Raw genomic sequence first — 14,586 nt, 5'->3', positions numbered from 1 at the left:
CTAGCTGGCAGGTTCCGGCGCAGGCTCAGCCTCCGGCGCCGCTTCGGGTTCCGTCTCGGCTTCCGGTTCTGCCTCGGGCTCTTCCTCAGGCTCCGGCTCCGGCAGGGCCACGGTCACCGTGGCCTGGTCGACGCCGTAAAACACCATAGCCACCTCGCCCTCGAAGCCCTCGGGCGCGCGGTAGCCGATGGCGCGCACCGGCACGCTGCCGCCGCAGGGCACGCTGACGCGCTGGCCGATGCCGGCGTCGTAGACCTGCCCCGTGGCCGGGCCTTGCGAGCCCTCGCCGCTGAACATTTCCTGGCTGGCGATCTCGAAGGTCGGCGGCGTCATGCCGCAGTATTTGGAGCGCACGCCGTAGACCACGACCTCCTGGCCCGGCTCGATGGCGAAGGTGCCGCCGGCGGGCACCCGGGGCGGGCCGGATTCGTAGTAACCGCGCGGCCCGCCACAGCCGGCGGTCGCCAGCACCACACCCGCGACGGCGAGCGCGCCTGCGCTCCATCGAAGCCCCTTCATCGTACCCCCTCTGTCGAACTGACGGCCGGCTGCCCCGCATTGGCGGGCAGGCCGGGATTCTGTGCCGGGGGAAGGTACTAAGAGCGGTCCCTTGCCGTCAAACCGCAAAGGGGGGAAGTGAGGGGGAGCCTAGGCCGGGCCGTGCAGGCCGGACCGGCGGCGCGCCAGCAGGTAGGAGAGGACGGCCCCGGCGATGAAACCGCCGGCATGGGCCTTCCAGCCGACCTGCGCCCCGGCCAGAAAATCGCCCAGCCCGGAGATGCCGAAGACCAAGTTGAGGCCCATGAAGACCCCGACGAAGGCCAGGGCGCGGCGGCGCTGGCCGGGCTGGCCGCTGGCGAACATGAAGCGCATGGCCGCCCCGGTCATGCCGTAGACGGCTCCGGAGGCGCCGATCAGGGCCACCGGCTCGGCGCCGCGGAACCAGAACTCCGCCAGCGCGCCCGCCGCGGCGGTCAACGCGAAGAGCAGCAGGTAGCGGATCAGGCCCAGGTGGCGCTCCACGAAGCTGCCGAAGGCCAGAAAGAAGCCCAGGTTCAGCGCCAGGTGCATGAAGTCGGCGTGCAGGAAGGCATAGGTCACCAGCGACGGCAGCGCCGTGAGGCTCGGCAGGTCGCTGCCCGGGGGCCAGAAAACCGGTGAAACGAAAGCCAGCGCCGACATGAACGAGGTCCAGGCCGGCCCCTCCAGGATGTTCTGCAGCGCAAAACCGGCCAGCACCGCCAGGGTCAGCCACAGCGTGCCCGGCGGCAGATTGAACGCCGGCTCGCGGCCCCCGAAACGCGGCGGCGGCGGTCCCTGACGGTCGTCTTGGGAAGGGTCGGGCTGGGCGGACATCTGGGGCGCAATCGGCTCCACCGAGGAAAAGCCCCTTTGATGTGACCTCTCGCCAGCGCCGGGGCAAGGGAAAAGGCGGGTCTTCTACACTACTTAGCGGGATCAGCGGGACCTCGAGCGCCCGGCCCGCTCGAAGCTGCCTTCCCGGCGGACCCTGCCGCGCTGCTCCACCACCACGATGAGCAGCAGGAACTGGTCCACGTTCCGGTGGTCGCCGGCCAGCGGCAGGATCAGGCGGTCGTAACGCAGGAAGCTCTCGCCGTCGCCGATGGGGAAGACCCGCTCGGAAAAGTGCGGTTCCTTCGACCGGCGCAACTCGTCGTAGAGCGCCTGGGCCGACTTCAGGTAGTCGCCCTGGTAGAGCTCGTCGAAGGTCTTGCCGGTGGGGTCGCGCCCGGCCCGCGAGACGATCTCGGTCCCCGCCAGGCGATAGCGGTAGCGGAAACCACCCTCGGCGGCCTCGACCGCGATCATGGCGACGCGCGGCAGCAGCTTGGGGAAGTCGGCAGGGTCGATGTCGTGGCGGCCCGGCAGGCCATCTGCCGGCTTGCGCGCCCGCCAATACTCGAAAAACCAGATGTGGTCCGGGTGCGACAGCGCCGACAGCGGCGCTGCCTCGGCCGTATAGCTGCGGTCTTGCGGTTTCTCGCTCATCCGACGTCTCCGGCAGGGGCCGAGAGAAGCAAGATACCCGGCTGGAAAGCGGCGCGGCCAGCCTTCAGTGCCCGATATCTCCAATGCGTAGCTTACCTCTTTCCCAAAGCGCGGCAACGACCGGATTCAGCTTTCACGGCGATAATCAGGCTGACTTCGGCAGGGTCTGCTCCACCAAGGTCGCCCAATAGCTGGCGCCGACCACGGAAATCTCGTCGTTGAAGTCGTAGTGCGGGTTGTGCACGGCGCAGCCGCCGGGGCCGCCCTCCGTGCCGTTGCCCAGCCAGACGTAGCAGCCGGGCTTGGCCTCCAGCATGTAGGCGAAATCCTCCGAGCCCATCAGCGGCTCGGCGCCCATCACCACCTTGTCCTCGCCCACCACCTTGGCGGCCACGGCGCCCGCAATGGCCGTCTCGGTTTCCGAGTTGACCAGCGCCGGGTAGCGCCGCTCGTAGCGCAGGGTCATGGTCGCGCCCTGGGACTCGCAGATGGCGCGGGCCATGCGGTCGATGTCGCGCTCCATCTGGTCCTGGGTTTCCTTCTTGAAGGAACGCACGGTGCCGCGGATGACCGCGGTCTCCGGGATCACGTTCCAGGTATCGCCGGCATGGAACTGCGTCACGCTGACCACCACGGAATCGAGCGGCGCCGTGCGGCGGCTGGCGATGGTCTGCAGCGATGTCACGATCTGCGCGCCGGTCACCACCGGATCGATGCCGAGCTGCGGCATGGCCGCGTGGGTGCCCTTGCCGGTCACCACGATCTCGAAGATATCGAAAGCCGCCATGGCCGGGCCGCTGCGCAGCGACACCGTGCCCACCGGCATGCCGGGCATGTTGTGCAGGCCGTAGACCGCTTCCACCGGGAACTGCTCGAAGAGACCCTCCTCCACCATGACCCGGCCGCCGCCCTCGTTCTCCTCGGCAGGCTGGAAGATGAAGGCGACGCGGCCGTCGAAGTTGCGGGTCTCGGAGAGGTATTTGGCCGCGCCCAGCAGCATGGCGGTGTGGCCGTCGTGGCCGCAGGCGTGCATCTTGCCGTCATGGCGGGAGCGGTGGTCGAAGCCGTTGAGCTCCTGGATGTGCAGGGCGTCCATATCGGCGCGCAGGCCGATGGCGCGCCCGGAGGCGTTGCTTTGTCCGTCCAGCACGCCGACCACGCCGGTGGTGGCCAACCCGCGATGCACCTCGATGCCGAACTCGGCCAGTTTCTCGGCCACGAAGTCGGCGGTGCGCACCTCCTCGAAGGCGGTCTCCGGATGGGCGTGGATGTCGCGGCGCCAGCCCTTGATCTCTTCGTGGAACTCGGCGATGCGGTTGATGACGGCCATGGGCGTGACTCTCCTACAGGCGCTTGTGTTCAGGTTTCGGTCGCGGCGGGCGGGCCCGCCCGCTCCACCTCCGGCAGCCGGCCCTCGGCCGCCGCGTGGCAGGATACCTCACCCGCCGCCGTCGCCAAGGGCCGCGGCGCCTCGCGGCGGCAGCGCTCTTCGGCGAAGGGGCAGCGCGGGTGGAAATGGCAGCCGCTGGGCGGCGCGATGGGGCTCGGCACCTCGCCGGCCACGGGGATGCGCGCACGCCCGGTCATCTCCAGGTCCGGGATGGCGTCCAGCAGCATGCGCGTATAGGGATGTTGCGGGCGGCGGAACAGGGCCTTGGCCTCGCCCCATTCGACCAGGCGGCCCAGGTACATGACGCCGACGTAGTCGGAGATGTGATAGACCACGGCGAGGTCGTGGCTGATGAAGAGGTAGGTCAGACCCAGCTCGCGCTGCAAGGTTTTCATCAGGTTCAGTATCTGCGCCTGCACCGAGACGTCGAGGGCCGAGGTCGGCTCGTCGCAGACCAGGAATTCCGGATTGCTGGCCAGCGCGCGGGCGATGGAGATACGTTGGCGCTGGCCGCCGGAGAACTCGTGCGGAAACTTCTCGCCGTCGGCCGCCGAGAGGCCGACCTGCTCCAGCAGTTCGCCGACCCGCGCGGCGATGGCGCTGCGTCCCGAGATGAGCTTATGGGCGCGGATCGGCTCGGCGATGATGTCGGCCACCCGCCAGCGCGGATTAAGGCTGGCGTAGGGATCCTGGAAGATCATCTGCAGGCGCTTGCGCAGGGCGGTCGCCTCGGCACGCTCGGTGACGCCGGCCATGTCCACGCCCTCGAAGAAGATGCGCCCGCGCGTCGCCCCGTAGAGCCCGACCACCAGGCGCGCCACCGTCGACTTGCCGCAGCCCGATTCGCCGACCAGGCTGAAAGTCTTGCCGCGCGGAATCCTGAAGGAAACGTCGTCGACCGCCGTCAGAAGAACGCGCTTCTGGCCTTGCAACAGCCGGTTCAGCAACGGCGGCGAAACGTCGAAGAGCTTGGCCAGCCCCTCGACCTCGACCAGGACGTCCTGCGTCGCTTCGACTGCGCGCGCCTCAGCCATCGGTGCCGCTCCGTTCGGATACTTCTCCATAGAGCCAGCAGGCCGCCTCCGTTTCGCCGCCCACCGGCGCCAGCTCCGGGCGCGCCTGGCGGCAGCGGTCGAAGGCCTTGGGACAGCGCGGATTGAAGGCGCAGCCCGTCGGAATGGCGTTGAGGCGCGGCATGGCGCCGTCGATCTGGGTCAGGCGTTCGACATCGTGGCCAACCAGGGGGATCGAGCCCATAAGGCCCTCGGTATAGGGATGCCGGGCGCGCAGCACCACGTCGGCCACGGGGCCGATCTCGACGATGCGCCCGGCATACATCACCGCGACCCGGTCGGCGGTCTCGGCGATCACGCCCATGTCGTGGGTCACCAGCATGACGGCGGCGCCGTGCTCCCGGCAGAGCCGCTTCAGCAGCGTAATGATCTGCGCCTGGATCGACACGTCCAGCGCCGTGGTCGGCTCGTCGGCGATGATGAGCCGCGGGTTGGCGCAGAGCGCGAGCGCGATGACCACCCGCTGGCGCATGCCGCCGGAAAATTCGTGCGGGTACTGGTCGATGCGCCGCTCGGCCGCCGGGATGCCGACTTCCTGCAGCAGCTCGATGGCGCGCTTGCGCGCGCCCTTTTCGCTGAGGTCGGTATGGGTGAGGATGGTCTCTGTGAGCTGCCGCCCGACGGTGTAGAGCGGGTTCAGCGAGGTCAGCGGATCCTGGAAGACCATGCCGATGTGGCGCCCGCGGATGCGCCGCAGCTTCTCGTAAGGCAGGTTGTCGATGCGCCGGCCGTCGAAGAGGATCTGCCCGCTGCCGATGCGGCAGGGCGGCTCCAGCAGGCCGATGACGGCGGCGCCGGTCAGCGACTTGCCGGCGCCGGACTCGCCGACCACACCCAGCACCTCGCCCTCGCCGATCGAAAAAGAGATGTCGTCGACGGCCACCAGGGTACCGCGGCGGCCGGGAATCTCGACGCGCAGGTTCTCGACCCGGAGCAGCGGCTGGTTGGTTCCGGTCTCGCTCATGCCCGTCACCGCAGCTTGGGGTTCAGGGCGTCGCGCAGCCAGTCGCCCAAAAGGTTGACGGCCAGCACCAGAATGGCGAGCGCGGCGCCGGGGAAGATGGTGATCCACCACGACCCGGAGAAAAGGAAATCGTTGCCGACGCGGATCAGGGTGCCCAGCGAGGGCGAGGTCGGCGGCACGCCGACCCCCAGGAAGGACAGCGTCGCCTCGGTGATCACGGCGATGGCCAGGTTGATGGTGGCGATCACCAGGACCGGTCCCATGACGTTGGGCAGCACGTGACGCAGCATGATGAGCAGCGGCGGAATGCCGATCACCCGGGCGGCCTGGACGTATTCCTTGCTGCGTTCCACCATGGCCGAGCCGCGCACGGTGCGCGCGTACTGCACCCAGAACGACAGGCCGATGGCCAGAACCAGTACGTAGAACCAGATCTCGCCGTGCAGATCGCGCGGCAGCACGGTACGGGAAAGCCCGTCGATCAGCAGGGCGATGAGGATCGCCGGAAAGGTGAGCTGCACGTCGGCGATGCGCATGATGATCGCGTCCAAAGTGCCGCCCAGATAGCCGCTCAGCAGGCCGAGCCCGACCCCCAGCACCATGGCGAAGAGCACCGAGGCGAAGCCGACGCCGAGCGAGATGCGCGAGCCGTAGATCATGGTCGAGAGAATGTCCCGGCCCTGGTCGTCGGTGCCCAGCAGGAAGCGCGGATCGCCGCCCTGCATCCAAACGGGCGGAATCTCGGAATCGAGCAGGTCGATGGAGGCAAGGTCGAAGGGATCGTAAGGCGCCACCAGCGGCGCGAAAAGCGCGGAGGCGACGAACGCCACGGTGATGACCGCGGAGATCATCACCACAGGCGAACGGGTGAAGGAGTGCCAAAGATCGCTGTGGAAGAAGCGCCTGACCCCATCCGCGAGGTGCGCCGCGAAGCCCACCCGCACGCCTGCTTGCTGGTTCTCGCCGGCAGTCATCGGCCCTCCGCTATTGATGCCCGCCGGACACGGCCTTGTCGGCGCGCAGGCGGGGATCGACGACGTAGTAGAGCAGGTCGACGACGAGATTGATGAAGACGAAGAAGAAACCGATCATCATCAGGTAAGAGGCCATGACCGGGATATCGACCTCGTTGATCGCCTGGATGAACAGCAGGCCCATGCCCGGCCACTGGAAGACCTGCTCGGTGATCAGCGAGAAGGCGATGATGGAGCCGAGCTGCAGCCCGGTGATGGTGATCACCGGCACCAGGGTGTTCTTCAGGGCGTGACCGAAGTTCACGGCGCGGTTGGTCAGGCCGCGGGCACGGGCGAACTTGATATAGTCGGTGCGCAGCACCTCCAGCATCTCGGCGCGCACCAGGCGCATGATGAGCGTCATCTGGAAGAGCGCCAGGGTGATCGACGGCAGGATAAGGGCCAGCAGACCGGATTTGGTGAGGAAGCCGGTCGACCACCAGCCGAGCTGCACCGTATCGCCGCGCCCGAAGGTCGGCAGCTGAGGTATCAGGTAGAACCCGGCGGCGGCGTTGATGTCCTGCGACATGACCCCGAAGATCAGGATCAGCAGGATTCCGATGAGAAAGGTCGGCAAGGACACGCCGACCAGCGAGACGCTGAGGAAGATTTGCGACAGCATCCCGCGCCGGTGCAGCCCGGTATAAACCCCCATAGGCACGCCGATGAAAAGCGCCAGAATGGCGGCGATGAGGGATAACTCCAGGGTCGCAGGCACCCGTTCGGCGATCAGCTCCGCCACCGGCCGGCGGTGACGGTAGGAGATGCCGAAATCGCCCTGCACGGCATTGGCAAGGAAGCGCCCGTACTGCACGAAGAAGGGGTCGTCGAGGCCCAGGCGCTCGCGCAGCTCCTGGCGCTGCTCCAGGGTGGTGTCCTGGCCCACCATGTTGTTGATGGGGTCGCCCACGTAGTTGAAGAGCGAAAAGGCGATGAAGCCGACCGCCAGCATCACCAGAATCGATTGAAAGAGCCGTCGGAGAACGAAGGCGATCATGCGTTGCTACTTCGATGCCTGAAACGGATGCCCGCGAAAAGCGAATCGAAGCGGGCCCGGACAACCTGTCCGGGCCCGCTTCATAGCACCTTGCCTACTTCACCGTCACGTACTGAAGGTGAAAGACGTTGTCGGGGCGCTGGGCCACGGTCACGCCGTCGCTGACGCCCCAGGACAGCGGCTGCTGATGCAGCGGAATGTGCCCGACGTCCTCGGCATGGATCCTGTTGGCCTCGTCGATCAGGGCCTGGCGCTTCTCCTGGTCGGTCTCCACCTGGATGAGGTCGGTCAGCTCGGTCACCCGCTCGTTGCAGTAGCCGCCGAGATTGAAGGCGCCCTTGCCGTCGACCCGGCAGGCCATCAGCGAGAAGAGTGCGTTGTGGGCGTCGAAGGTCGAAGGCGTCCAGCCCAGCAGGTAGAAGCTGGTGTCGTAATTGTTCTGCGCCAGCACCTTGCCGAAGTACTTCGACTTGGTCTGGGCCAGCAGGTCGACCTTCACGCCGATCTTGGCCAGCATGGAGGCGACGGCCTGGCAGATCCGCTCGTCGTTCACATAGCGGTCGTTGGGGCAGTCCATGGTGACTTCGAAGCCTTCGGGGTAGCCCGCCTCGGACAGCAGCCCCTTGGCCGCGTCGACGTCATAAGGCAGGCGTACATTGAGGTCGGGATTGAAGCCATTGATCTGCGGCGCGATCATCAGATTGCTGGGCGTCGAGGCTCCGCGCATGATCTTGCTCTTGATCGCCTCCATGTCGATGGCCTGAAAGAAGGCCCGGCGCACGCGCTGGTCCTTGAAGGGGTTCTTGCCCTTCACGTTGGAATACAGCAGTTCGTCGCGGTCCTGGTCGAAGCCGAGGAAGATGGTGCGTGCCTCCGGCCCGGTCAAGGGGCTGACGCCGCTCGCATCCTCAAGCCGCTTCCAGTCCTGCACAGGAACCGGATAGGCCATGTCCACGTCGCCGGAGATCAAAGCCGCCACGCGGGTCGCGTCCTGGCTGATCGGCGTGAAGATCGCCTCGGTGATGTTGCTCTTGTTGTCTCCCCACCAGTTGGGGTTCGGCACCAGAACGGAGCGCACGTCCGGCTGCCGCTCCTTGACCATGAAGGGGCCCGTGCCGTTCTCGTGCAGATTGGCGTAGTTGCCCTGGTCGTCGCCCTTGACGTTGGTGGCCTCGGTGGTGTTGTTCGCCTCCGACCACTCCTTGTCCATGATGTAGAAGATTTCGAGCTGCAGCGGCAGGATCGGATTGGGTTTCTCGGTCACCAGGTCCACGGTGAAGTCGTCCACCTTCACCGCTTCCTTGATCAGGCCCGAGATCACCTTCATGTCGGAGCCTTCGGTGCGGATGCGGTCGACGGAGAAGATCACGTCGTCGGCATCGAAGGTATTGCCGTTGTGGAACTTGACCCCCTGGCGCAGGGTAAAGCGCCAGACCGTGGGCTCGACGTTCTCCCAGGAGGTCGCCAGCGCCGGCTGCAATTTCAGGTCCGGCGTGCGGGTCACCAGGCCTTCATAGAAATTGGACTGGAAGCCCAGGGTAAAGGTCTCGAAGAGGCCATGCGGGTCGATCGTCTGCACATCGCCTTGAAACGCCCACTTGAAGGTCTTGGCCCCGGCCGGTGCGGCGCCGGGCAGCGCGGACATGACCAACAGGCCGGCGCCCAGCGCCGCTGCGAAGAAACCGCGCCCCGAAATGAACCCTTGTCGCAGAAACATTACCGCTTCCCCCTGTTCGTCCAAGTTGTGCGCAAATCGAGAGCGCCTGCTGGTTTGTTTTCCGGCGTCGCAACCTCTAATGAGATCTTCGGCCTGATTTGAAGCAGCCTAGCCTATTACGAGCCGCTTCCGGAAAACAAGCGCATTGCTGGGCCTTTTCCCCTACAAGAAGTAGGCTTTAGAGGCCCTGCTTGACGAAGCGGCCATCTTTCATGATCGCCGCCAAATGCGCGTCTTGGTTTTGCAGGAGGCTGAGGTCCGCCAGCGGGTCGCCATCGACCACCAGTAGATCGGCGAAGGCGCCGGGCGCGACGACGCCGAGATCGCCGTCGGCATTCAGCAGGGCCGCGTTGACCGAGGTGGCGGAGCGCAGAATCTCATCCGGCGCGAGGACTTCCGCGCGAATCGAGAACTCGCCCGACTGCTGGGATTGCATGGCGCCCAGCAGGTCGGTGCCGAAGCCGACCGAGACGCCGGCGGCCTTGAGAATCTCCAGCGACTTGACCCCGGCCTCGCGCACCACCTTCAGCTTCTCCAGGCTGACCGGCGGCAAGCCCAGTTCGGGCCCGAAGCGCTCCAGCGCCTCGTAGGTCACCAGGGTCGGCACCACGTAGGCCCCCGCCGCCGCGCAGGCCGCAGCGGCGGCTTCGTCGATCAGGTTGGCGTGCTCGATGGAGCGCACCCCGAAGGCGACGCAGCGGCTGATGGCCTCCGGCGTATAGGCATGGGCCATAACGTAGCTGCGCCAGGATTCCGCCTCCCAGACGATGGCGCGGATTTCCTCCTCGGAATACTGCAGGTTCCAGATCGGGTCGCTGGGCGAGGCGACGCCGCCCGAGGCCATGATCTTGATCTGCGTCGCGCCCTTGCGCAGTTCCTCGCGCGCGGCCTTGCGCACCGCCGGCACGCCGTCGGCGATGGTGCCGAAGATATGGGCGCTCTGGCCGCAGAAACAGTAGTCGCCGTGCCCCGCTTCCAGAGAGCGGAAGTCCGCATGGCCGCCGGTCTGGGTCAGCGCGCGCCCGGAGTAGAACAGGCGCGGCCCTTCGATGAGCCCGGCCTTGATCGCCATGGCCAGGCCATAGTCGGCGCCGCCGGCGTCACGCACCGTGGTGAAGCCGCGCTGGAGCGCCGCCTCCAGCAGGTGGCGCGCGTGCTGATGCAGGAAGGAGCGCGGCAGATCCTCCATCTTGGCGAAGTCCGGCTCCGCCGCCATGGCATGGAAGTGCGCGTCGATAAGCCCCGGCATGAGGGTGCGGCCCTTCAGGTCGAAGACCTCGGCACCGCTTGCCTTGATCGGCGTATCGGAGACTTCCTTGATGCGCTCGCCGTCGACCAGCACGTGCCGGCCGTCGAGCAGTTCCGTCCCCAGGCCGTCGAACAGCCGGCAGTTCTCAAACAGGATCATGTGTCGCAGCTTCCCTCGTTCACCCCTTGCCATTCCATGCTATGCGGCAGCGGTCGGGCTGCAAACCGGTAATCAACCGCCAACCGGCGGACGGCCGCTGCGCAATTCCCGCAGCGCCGCGCGGGCCAGCGGCTCGGCCTCGGCCCAGCCCATGCCGGGCTTCAGGCGCGGGTCGTAGAGTATCTGCAAAAAGAGGCGGTCTCGGGGCGTCAGATCCACCTGCTTTCCGGAATCGCTGAACACCGAATCCGCGTCCGGGTCGAGGCCGAATCTCGGGCCCAGGATCTCCGCCGTCTCCTGAACCAGGCAGCCCTTCACGGTGCGGGCGCCAAGACCGGTGCGGATGAAGACCACGCTGAAGTCGATGGTGCGTCCGCTGGGCCAGCCGCCCCACAGCAGGCCGAAGCAGGTGGCGCTCTGCTCCATGCGGGCAATGAGGTCGTCGAAGCTGCGGGTGTCGAAGATGCGGTGGGCGTAGAGCGAACGGTGGCGGCGCGCCGCGGCGAAGGGGTCGTCGGCGAAGAAGATCAGCAGGTTCGCCTCGCCCGCCGCGGCCTCGGCGATCTCCAGGCCGGTCAGCGCGCCGAGGTCGGCCAGGTGCCGCCGGGCCTCCTCCCGGTAGGCCTCCTCCGATTCCCCGACGAAGGCGGCGCGGATCGGGATTTCCCACTTGGCCAGGCGGTCGCCGCCCGGGCGCTCGGCGCCGTAGGTAACTTGCCGGAAATCGCTGAGCAGGGCTTCTTCGGCCGGGTCGGGCGGCGGCGCGGGCGCCGCGCAGGCTGTCAGGAGCAGTGCCGCCGCCATCGCCAATCCGCCGCCGGTTTTCCGCATCCTCATAACCGCTCTCCTGACAATTTCCGCTCCGGCGCCGCCGCCGCGGGCAGCCGCCCTGCCCGATTTGCACGGCTTCGCAGGAGCTTACCTGCTATTATCGGAGCAGGGAAAGCGGCCGCGCGATTGCCTCGCGCCGCCGGCGCCCCCAGATAAAGCCCGTCCACCCGATCCGCCATTCCGGAGCCAGCCGCAGCCAGGACCCGCATGTACGCCTTCTTCGAGCGCCTTTTCGACCCCCTCGCCCCCTCCAAGGTCACGCGGCCGCCCCAATCGACCGCGGCCTTCTTCTGGCATTTCCTGGGTCCGATCCGCTGGCTGCTGCTCATCACCCTGGCGATTTCCGGCATCGCCGCCGGGGCCGAACTGGCGCTCTACGCCTTCCTCGGCATGCTGGTCGACTGGATCACGGAAGGCGCGCCGGAAACCTTCCTGGAGGCTCACGGCTGGGCCCTGATCGGCATGGCCTTCGTCGCCCTGCTGCTGCGTCCGGTCGCCACACTCGCCTCCCGCGGGCTGATCAACCTGGCCATCGTGCCGGGCCTGACCAACCGGGTGCGCTGGCTGAACCATCGCTATGTGCTGCGCCAGAGCCTCACCTACTTCCAGAACGACTTCGCCGGGCGCATCGCCCAGAAGGTCATGCAGACCGGCCACGCGGTGCGCGAGGCGGTGGTCAACGTCATCGACGGCGTGTGGTTCCTGGCCATCTACCTCTTCGGCACCCTGGCGCTCTTCGCCGGCATCGACTGGCGCATGCTGCTACCGGTGCTGATCTGGACCGCCGCCTACGGCGCCGTCATCTACTTCATGGTGCCGCCGGTCCGGCGCAAGTCGGCCGCGGTGTCGGAAGCCAACTCGGCGCTGACCGGCCGCGTGGTCGACAGCTACACCAACATCCAGTCGGTCAAGCTCTTCGCCCACACCAGGCGCGAAGACGATTTCGTCGCCGAGGTGATCGACCGCCACACCACCGCCTTCCGCCGGTTGATGCGCGCCATCTTCGTGATGACGGTGACGCTGACGCTGCTCAACACGGTGCTGATCCTGGCGGTCACCGCGCTGGCCGTGGTGCTGTGGATGGACGCCAGCATCTCGGTCGGCGCCATCGCCGTGGCCATCGGCCTGATCATCCGCCTGACCCAGATGTCGGGCTGGATCCTGCGCACCATCACCCACCTCTTCGAGAGCATCGGCACGGTGCAGAACGGCATCGAGACCATCTCCCAGCCCTACCAGGTGACCGACCGGCAAGGCGCACCGGCGCTGCAGGTGAGCGACGGCGAGGTGCGCTTCGAGGACATCGGCTTCCACTACGGCCAGGAAGGCGGCGTCATCGACAAGCTGTCGCTGACCGTGCGTCCCGGCGAGAAGGTCGGCATCGTGGGACGTTCGGGCGCCGGCAAGTCGACCCTGGTGAATCTGCTGCTGCGCTTTTACGACCTGGAGAGCGGGCGCATCCTCATCGACGGGCAGGACATTGCCCAGGTGACCCAGTCCAGCCTGCGCGCGCAGATCGCCATGGTGACCCAGGACACCGCGCTGCTGCACCGCTCGATCCGCGACAACATCGTCTACGGCCGCCCGCAGGCCAGCGAGGAGGAGATGCTGCGCGCCGCCGAGCTGGCCGAGGCCAGCGGCTTCATCCCGGAGCTGCGCGACCTGCGCGGGCGCCGCGGCTACGACGCCCATGTCGGCGAACGCGGGGTGAAGCTCTCCGGCGGCCAGCGCCAGCGCATCGCCATCGCCCGGGTGATCCTGAAGGACGCGCCGATCCTGGTGCTCGACGAGGCCACCTCGGCCCTCGACTCCGAGGTCGAGGCGGCGATCCAGAGCCAGCTGCAGCACCTCATGGCCGGCAAGACGGTGATCGCCATCGCCCACCGGCTCTCCACCATCGCCGCCATGGACCGCCTGGTGGTCATGGACAAGGGCCACATCGTCGAGCAGGGCAGCCACGCCGAGCTGCTGGCCCAGGGCGGCCTCTACGCCCAGCTCTGGGAGCGCCAGTCCGGCGGCTTCATCGGCATCGACGAGGCCAGCGCCGCCGCGGCGGCCCTCAAGGCGTCCTGACGCCGTAGCTCGCGGGACCCCGACAGCGAGTATCATCATCCTTCGAGACGGGCTTTCAGCCCTCCTCAGGATGAGGCTCTTGCCGATCCTTGATCGCCCTCATGCTGAGGAGCGAGCGAAAGCGAGCGTCTCGAAGCACGAGGTCGATCAAGCACGCTCAGCCGAACAGCAGCCGGTCGAGGCCGCGGACCAGGCCCTTCACCTCACGCACCTTGCGCGCCGCGGCGAGGGTTCCCTCGACGTAGGGCTCCGCCGTCTCGCCGGCGTCGTGGCGCAGCGACATGCGCGCCCCGGGCACCGCGAAGACCGCCTCCACGGACCCGACATAGCTGGGCAGGCGCAGGGAGTGGACCTGCACGCCGTTGATCCTGCCGCCGCGGGCCTGGGGCGTGCCGCTGACCTTCTCCAGCGGGTGGCCGAGCGCGGGCTGGCACACCTCGCCCAGGCGCTCGGCCATCTCCCGCGCCGTGCCGCTGGGCGCGTCGGGCTTGGCCGCGCTGGCATAGTCGATGACTTCGAAATGGCCGATGTGCCGGGCGGCGATGAGGGCGAAGTGCTGCACCAGGGCGGCGGTGAGCGAGAAGTTGCCCGCCGCCAGCACGCCGACGCCGGCGGCCCTGGCATCTTCGTCGATCTCCGCATAGTCGGCCGCAGTGAGGCCCGAGGTCCCGACGACCACCGAGATGCCGCGGCCGATCGCCGCGCGGGTATGCTCCTTCACCGCCTCCGGGTGGGTGTAGTCGATCAGCACCTCCGCGCCCGCCAGGGCTTCGCCCACGTCGGCGGTGATGGTCACGCCCGTCGGCGCCCGCTCCAGGGCGTCGCCGACGTCCAGGCCCGCGGTCTTGCGCGCCAGGGCGCCGGTCAGTTCCAGGTCGCCGGCGTCCAGAATCCCGGCGGCGACCGCCCGGCCGGTCCAACCGGTCACCCCGGCCATGCAGATCTTGGTCATATTGCTGTCGTTCCTCAAAGCTTGCCGTTTCCCCTTCTCTAGCACCGAAGGCGCCGCCACTCCATGCGGCGGCTGTCCATGCAGCGGGCACAGCCCGCCTATGCGCCCGGCCCCGGCGTCAAAAGCTTGGCCGCGCGCCGGAGACGGGGTTAGGCTGC

At 67.6% G+C, this 14,586-nt stretch carries 13 protein-coding genes; 1 reads left to right on the top strand and 12 read right to left on the bottom strand.

Annotation, left to right across the window (positions count from 1 at the left end; translation table 11 throughout):
- From AAFN88_RS09720 to AAFN88_RS09670, 11 genes are all read right to left on the bottom strand, one after another.
- Complete coding sequence (locus tag AAFN88_RS09720; RefSeq protein WP_347520095.1) at positions 1-519, bottom strand: hypothetical protein; 519 nt, start codon at positions 517-519, stop codon at positions 1-3.
- 129 nt (positions 520-648) lie between these two features.
- A complete protein-coding gene (locus AAFN88_RS09715; RefSeq protein ID WP_347520094.1) occupies positions 649-1,356 on the bottom strand; it encodes a rhomboid family intramembrane serine protease in 708 nt (235 codons plus the stop codon).
- 102 nt (positions 1,357-1,458) lie between these two features.
- Positions 1,459-2,010, bottom strand: coding sequence for a PAS domain-containing protein (locus tag AAFN88_RS09710; protein ID WP_347520093.1), 552 nt, complete (start codon positions 2,008-2,010; stop codon positions 1,459-1,461).
- A gap of 145 nt (positions 2,011-2,155) precedes the next feature.
- Positions 2,156-3,340 (bottom strand): M20 aminoacylase family protein, encoded by a 1,185-nt coding sequence (locus AAFN88_RS09705; RefSeq protein ID WP_347520092.1) that lies wholly within the window; start codon positions 3,338-3,340, stop codon positions 2,156-2,158.
- Positions 3,341-3,369: 29 nt separating this feature from the next.
- Complete coding sequence (locus AAFN88_RS09700; protein ID WP_347520091.1) at positions 3,370-4,434, bottom strand: ABC transporter ATP-binding protein; 1,065 nt, start codon at positions 4,432-4,434, stop codon at positions 3,370-3,372.
- Positions 4,427-5,437 (bottom strand): ABC transporter ATP-binding protein, encoded by a 1,011-nt coding sequence (locus tag AAFN88_RS09695; protein ID WP_347520090.1) that lies wholly within the window; start codon positions 5,435-5,437, stop codon positions 4,427-4,429. The genes AAFN88_RS09700 and AAFN88_RS09695 overlap by 8 nt, the downstream gene beginning before the upstream one ends.
- A 5-nt stretch (positions 5,438-5,442) precedes the next feature.
- The gene (locus AAFN88_RS09690) at positions 5,443-6,411 is read right to left on the bottom strand and encodes an ABC transporter permease (RefSeq protein WP_347520089.1); all 969 of its coding nucleotides are present in this window, start codon (positions 6,409-6,411) and stop codon (positions 5,443-5,445) included.
- 10 nt (positions 6,412-6,421) lie between these two features.
- Positions 6,422-7,447: an ABC transporter permease gene (locus AAFN88_RS09685; protein WP_347520088.1), complete on the bottom strand. Its 1,026-nt coding sequence runs from the start codon at positions 7,445-7,447 to the stop codon at positions 6,422-6,424.
- Positions 7,448-7,541: 94 nt separating this feature from the next.
- A complete protein-coding gene (locus tag AAFN88_RS09680; protein ID WP_347520087.1) occupies positions 7,542-9,164 on the bottom strand; it encodes an ABC transporter substrate-binding protein in 1,623 nt (540 codons plus the stop codon).
- Between the two features lie 178 nt (positions 9,165-9,342).
- Entirely contained in the window at positions 9,343-10,572 is a 1,230-nt protein-coding gene (locus tag AAFN88_RS09675) for an amidohydrolase family protein (protein ID WP_347520086.1), read from the bottom strand.
- Positions 10,573-10,644: 72 nt separating this feature from the next.
- Entirely contained in the window at positions 10,645-11,409 is a 765-nt protein-coding gene (locus AAFN88_RS09670) for a DUF2927 domain-containing protein (protein WP_347520085.1), read from the bottom strand.
- 201 nt (positions 11,410-11,610) lie between these two features.
- Here AAFN88_RS09670 and AAFN88_RS09665 point away from each other — a divergent pair, with 201 nt between their 5' ends.
- Entirely contained in the window at positions 11,611-13,476 is a 1,866-nt protein-coding gene (locus tag AAFN88_RS09665) for an ABC transporter ATP-binding protein (RefSeq protein ID WP_347520084.1), read from the top strand.
- 157 nt (positions 13,477-13,633) lie between these two features.
- Here the strand turns inward: AAFN88_RS09665 and dapB are convergent, their stop codons facing one another.
- Positions 13,634-14,428: a 4-hydroxy-tetrahydrodipicolinate reductase gene (gene dapB / locus AAFN88_RS09660; RefSeq protein ID WP_347520083.1), complete on the bottom strand. Its 795-nt coding sequence runs from the start codon at positions 14,426-14,428 to the stop codon at positions 13,634-13,636.
- Positions 14,429-14,586 lie beyond the last annotated feature (158 nt).

The organism is Pelagibius sp. CAU 1746, from assembly GCF_039839785.1.
Classification (GTDB): Bacteria; Pseudomonadota; Alphaproteobacteria; order Kiloniellales; family Kiloniellaceae; genus Pelagibius.
The sequence above is the reverse complement of the archived record's forward strand: the minus strand, read 5'-3'. Positions and strand labels throughout refer to the sequence as shown.

Coding starts and splice junctions, on each gene's coding strand:
- AAFN88_RS09720 (WP_347520095.1), bottom strand. CDS start 519: ATGAAGGGGCTTCGATGGAGCGCAGGCGCGCTCGCCGTCGCGGGTGTG.
- AAFN88_RS09715 (WP_347520094.1), bottom strand. CDS start 1,356: ATGTCCGCCCAGCCCGACCCTTCCCAAGACGACCGTCAGGGACCGCCG.
- AAFN88_RS09710 (WP_347520093.1), bottom strand. CDS start 2,010: ATGAGCGAGAAACCGCAAGACCGCAGCTATACGGCCGAGGCAGCGCCG.
- AAFN88_RS09705 (WP_347520092.1), bottom strand. CDS start 3,340: ATGGCCGTCATCAACCGCATCGCCGAGTTCCACGAAGAGATCAAGGGC.
- AAFN88_RS09700 (WP_347520091.1), bottom strand. CDS start 4,434: ATGGCTGAGGCGCGCGCAGTCGAAGCGACGCAGGACGTCCTGGTCGAG.
- AAFN88_RS09695 (WP_347520090.1), bottom strand. CDS start 5,437: ATGAGCGAGACCGGAACCAACCAGCCGCTGCTCCGGGTCGAGAACCTG.
- AAFN88_RS09690 (WP_347520089.1), bottom strand. CDS start 6,411: ATGACTGCCGGCGAGAACCAGCAAGCAGGCGTGCGGGTGGGCTTCGCG.
- AAFN88_RS09685 (WP_347520088.1), bottom strand. CDS start 7,447: ATGATCGCCTTCGTTCTCCGACGGCTCTTTCAATCGATTCTGGTGATG.
- AAFN88_RS09680 (WP_347520087.1), bottom strand. CDS start 9,164: ATGTTTCTGCGACAAGGGTTCATTTCGGGGCGCGGTTTCTTCGCAGCG.
- AAFN88_RS09675 (WP_347520086.1), bottom strand. CDS start 10,572: ATGATCCTGTTTGAGAACTGCCGGCTGTTCGACGGCCTGGGGACGGAA.
- AAFN88_RS09670 (WP_347520085.1), bottom strand. CDS start 11,409: ATGAGGATGCGGAAAACCGGCGGCGGATTGGCGATGGCGGCGGCACTG.
- AAFN88_RS09665 (WP_347520084.1), top strand. CDS start 11,611: ATGTACGCCTTCTTCGAGCGCCTTTTCGACCCCCTCGCCCCCTCCAAG.
- dapB (WP_347520083.1), bottom strand. CDS start 14,428: ATGACCAAGATCTGCATGGCCGGGGTGACCGGTTGGACCGGCCGGGCG.